At 44.3% G+C, this 3,285-nt stretch carries 4 protein-coding genes; all 4 read left to right on the top strand.

Annotated elements, in window-relative coordinates; all coding sequences use genetic code 11:
• Positions 1 to 773, top strand: a 773-nt coding sequence (gene panB / locus QZZ36_RS12830) for a 3-methyl-2-oxobutanoate hydroxymethyltransferase (RefSeq protein WP_295082458.1), incomplete at its 5' end; no start/stop codon positions are given.
• 1 nt (position 774) lies between these two features.
• Positions 775 to 1,623, top strand: coding sequence for a pantoate--beta-alanine ligase (panC, locus tag QZZ36_RS12835; protein ID WP_295082461.1), 849 nt, complete (start codon positions 775 to 777; stop codon positions 1,621 to 1,623).
• A 10-nt stretch (positions 1,624 to 1,633) separates the two neighbouring features.
• Positions 1,634 to 2,017 (top strand): aspartate 1-decarboxylase, encoded by a 384-nt coding sequence (gene panD, locus QZZ36_RS12840; RefSeq protein ID WP_295082464.1) that lies wholly within the window; start codon positions 1,634 to 1,636, stop codon positions 2,015 to 2,017.
• A 372-nt stretch (positions 2,018 to 2,389) separates the two neighbouring features.
• Entirely contained in the window at positions 2,390 to 3,151 is a 762-nt protein-coding gene (locus tag QZZ36_RS12845) for a DUF4846 domain-containing protein (RefSeq protein WP_295082467.1), read from the top strand.
• Positions 3,152 to 3,285 lie beyond the last annotated feature (134 nt).

Below are 3,285 nucleotides of genomic sequence, written 5' to 3' on the forward strand. Positions count from 1 at the left end.
CTTACGACTACACAACAGCGAAGATCATCGACGAGTGCGGCGTAAATGCCATACTTATCGGCGATTCACTGGGCATGGTAATGTTGGGCTACGAAAACACGCTCCCCGTGACTATGGAGGATATGATCCATCATACCGCCGCAGTTTCAAGAGGCGCAGAGAATGCTTTCATAGTTGCTGATATGCCTTTCATGTCCTATCAGGTCAGCGTACAGGAAGCTGTTATCAACGCAGGCAGGCTCATCAAAGAGGGCGGCGCCAACGCTGTAAAGCTTGAGGGCGGCGCTGAGGTCTGCGAGCAGATAAAGGCTATCGTCAATGCGTCTATTCCCGTTGTTGCACATCTCGGACTTACTCCGCAGTCTGTCAACGCCTTCGGCGGCTTCAAGGTTCAGGGCAAGAGCCTTGACAAGGCTAAGAAGCTCATCGGGGACGCTCTGAAGATACAGGAGGCAGGCGCCTGTGCAGTTGTGCTGGAGGGTATCCCCGCTAAGCTTGCGGAAATCATCACAGGTAAGCTCTTTATCCCTACTATCGGTATCGGCGCAGGCAGCGGCTGTGACGGACAGGTACTGGTATATCAGGATATGCTGGGTCTTACCACAGGTCACACGGCTAAATTCGTAAAGCGCTTTGCAGATGTGGGTTCGGTAATGCGTAAGGGCATCGCCGACTATATCAGCGAGACCAAAGAGGGTACATTCCCTGCTGAGGAGCATACCTACGCTATTGAAGATGATGTTATCGAACAGCTTATGAGGGAGGAAAAGTGAAATGAGAGTTGTAAAAACTATAGATGAAGTACGTGCACAGGTAAAGGAATGGAGAGCTCAGGGGCTCACAGTTGGTCTCGTTCCCACAATGGGCTATCTCCATGAGGGACATGCAAGCCTTATAGACGCTTCTCACCGTGATAATGATAGAACTGTTGTGTCTGATTTCGTTAATCCAATGCAGTTCGGACCAACGGAGGACCTTGAAAGCTATCCCCGTGACATCGACCGCGACGCAAAGCTGGTGGAAGAACACGGCGGCGACCTTATCTTCAATCCCGAGCCTTCAGAGATGTATCATGAGGGATTTTCGTCCTTTGTGGACATGACTGTTCTCACTCAGGAGCTCTGCGGTCTCAGCCGTCCCGTGCACTTCAGAGGTGTATGCACCGTAGTATCGAAGCTTTTCAATATCGTGAAGCCTGACCGCGCATACTTCGGCAAAAAGGACGCTCAGCAGCTTGCCGTTATCCGCCACATGGCGGATGACCTCAACATGGACATTGAGATAATCGGCTGTCCTATCGTCCGCGAGGCTGACGGACTTGCAAAGAGTTCAAGAAACACTTACCTTAACGAAGCCGAAAGGAAGGCTGCCCTTGTACTCTCCAAGGCTGTATTTCTCGGAATGGATATGGTCAGAAATGGCGAGAGCGACTGCTCCGCTGTCATCGGAGAAATGAAAAAGCTCATAGAAGCTGAACCTCTTGCGCGTATTGATTATGTAAAAATAGTGGATAGTGCTACAATGCAACAGATAACTTTTTTAGATCGTCCTGCGTTATGTGCTATGGCAGTATATATCGGTAGTACACGCCTTATCGACAACTTCTTCACGGAAGAGTTATAAGGAGGTAGCTATGGAAATATCAATGCTTAAAAGCAAGATTCATCGTGCTGTTATAACTCAGGCGGAACTCAACTATGTTGGCAGCGTTACTATTGATGAAGATCTTATGGAAGCTGCAGGACTTTATGAATATGAGCGTGTACATATATCAAATGTTAACAGTGGAAGTCGCATCGAAACTTATGTTATAGCAGGAGAACGCGGGAGCGGTATAATTTGCCTAAACGGAGCTGCTGCACGTTCGGGACAGAAGGGGGACTATGTTATCATAATGTCCTATGCGAATATGGTTCCTGAGGAAATAAAAACTCATCGGCCGAAGGTGGTTTTTGTTGGTGACAAGAACGAAATAATAAGGGTAGCTGATTACGAAAAACACGGCAAATTTAAATAATTAATCGCCTTACAGGTTCAAGAAGAAAATTATAATGTAAAGCCCACGTGAGTGGGCTTTATGTATTCTAAGATTCAAAATATTACTGAAATACTGTAATTATTTAAGATGTGCAGTGATTTGAAGTTGACATTTGTGTCTTTTCTATGATACAATGAATTATAGATAATTTACATCTTGCAGGTGAAAAAGGAGATAATAATGATAAAAAAACAAAGTATTACAGATAAACCAAAGGGAAAAAACAGGTCTATTCGTATAGCGTTTTGGATAATTCTTATTGCGTTGGTATTAACTGCAGTATATTTTCGTGTCAACCCGAAGTGGAAGGCTGCTGAGCTAACTATTGAGTCTGCTGGAAGATTTTACCAGGTGCAGTCATTAGTTCCTGACGGCAAGACTCTTGAAACGCGAATAATCCCACCTGAAGGATATGAACGTGTGCACGTGAATGAGGGAAGCTTCGGGGAATACTTGCGAAACTATTCGCTTCTTCCCGACGATATAAAGATTCCGGCATATGATGGGACGACTATCAGTTCCACTGATGTAGCTGCAGTATTTGACATTAGTCTCGGAACTGATGGCTATCAACAGTGTGCGGACAGTATTATAAGGCTTTATAGCGATTATTTCTATGAAAAAGGGGAATTTGACAAAATATCTTTTCTGTTTTCAAATGGCGACGAGTGTTCCTACAATAATTGGCGAAAAGGTATGAGAATGCTTGTTTTTGCTGACTATTCATTTGAGATACCATTCGGACTTCCTGACAACAGCGAGCAGCAGTACAGAAATTACCTCAAGCAGGTCATGCGCTATGCAGGCACGCTTTCACTACAAAAGGAATCGAATGTCATTTCTGTCGATGAGCTTTCCATTGGCGATATTATTTGTGATGACCGTCATGTTGTGATGATAGTTGATGAGGCAATAAACGAAAAGGGTGAAAAATGCTACCTTATCGGACAGAGTTTTATTCCTTCTGTTTGCTTTCATATCCTTACCCATACAGAGGGCACAGTGACTTCTCCGTGGTACACACAGGAACAGCTTGAAAAGGATAATTTTGTTATTGGTTCATTTCCTTTTGCAAAGAGTGATATCCGTCGTTGGAAGGACGGCTTTCAATAATTATTTAGTCTCTCCTCAAGTCACAAATATTCTCCGAAATATCGACAAAATCAGAAGAATGTGATATAATAATAGTGCAGGAAAAAATGCGAAAAATGAAGAAAAAGCTTGCACTTCGGAGGACGTCATGTATA

Source organism: Ruminococcus sp. (assembly GCF_016287535.1).
Classification (GTDB): domain Bacteria; phylum Bacillota; class Clostridia; order Oscillospirales; family Ruminococcaceae; genus Ruminococcus.

What these genes read in the sequence shown, in the direction of transcription:
- panD (WP_295082464.1), top strand. Translation starts at nt 1,634, where the DNA reads ATGGAAATATCAATGCTTAAAAGCAAGATTCATCGTGCTGTTATAACT.
- panC (WP_295082461.1), top strand. Translation starts at nt 775, where the DNA reads ATGAGAGTTGTAAAAACTATAGATGAAGTACGTGCACAGGTAAAGGAA.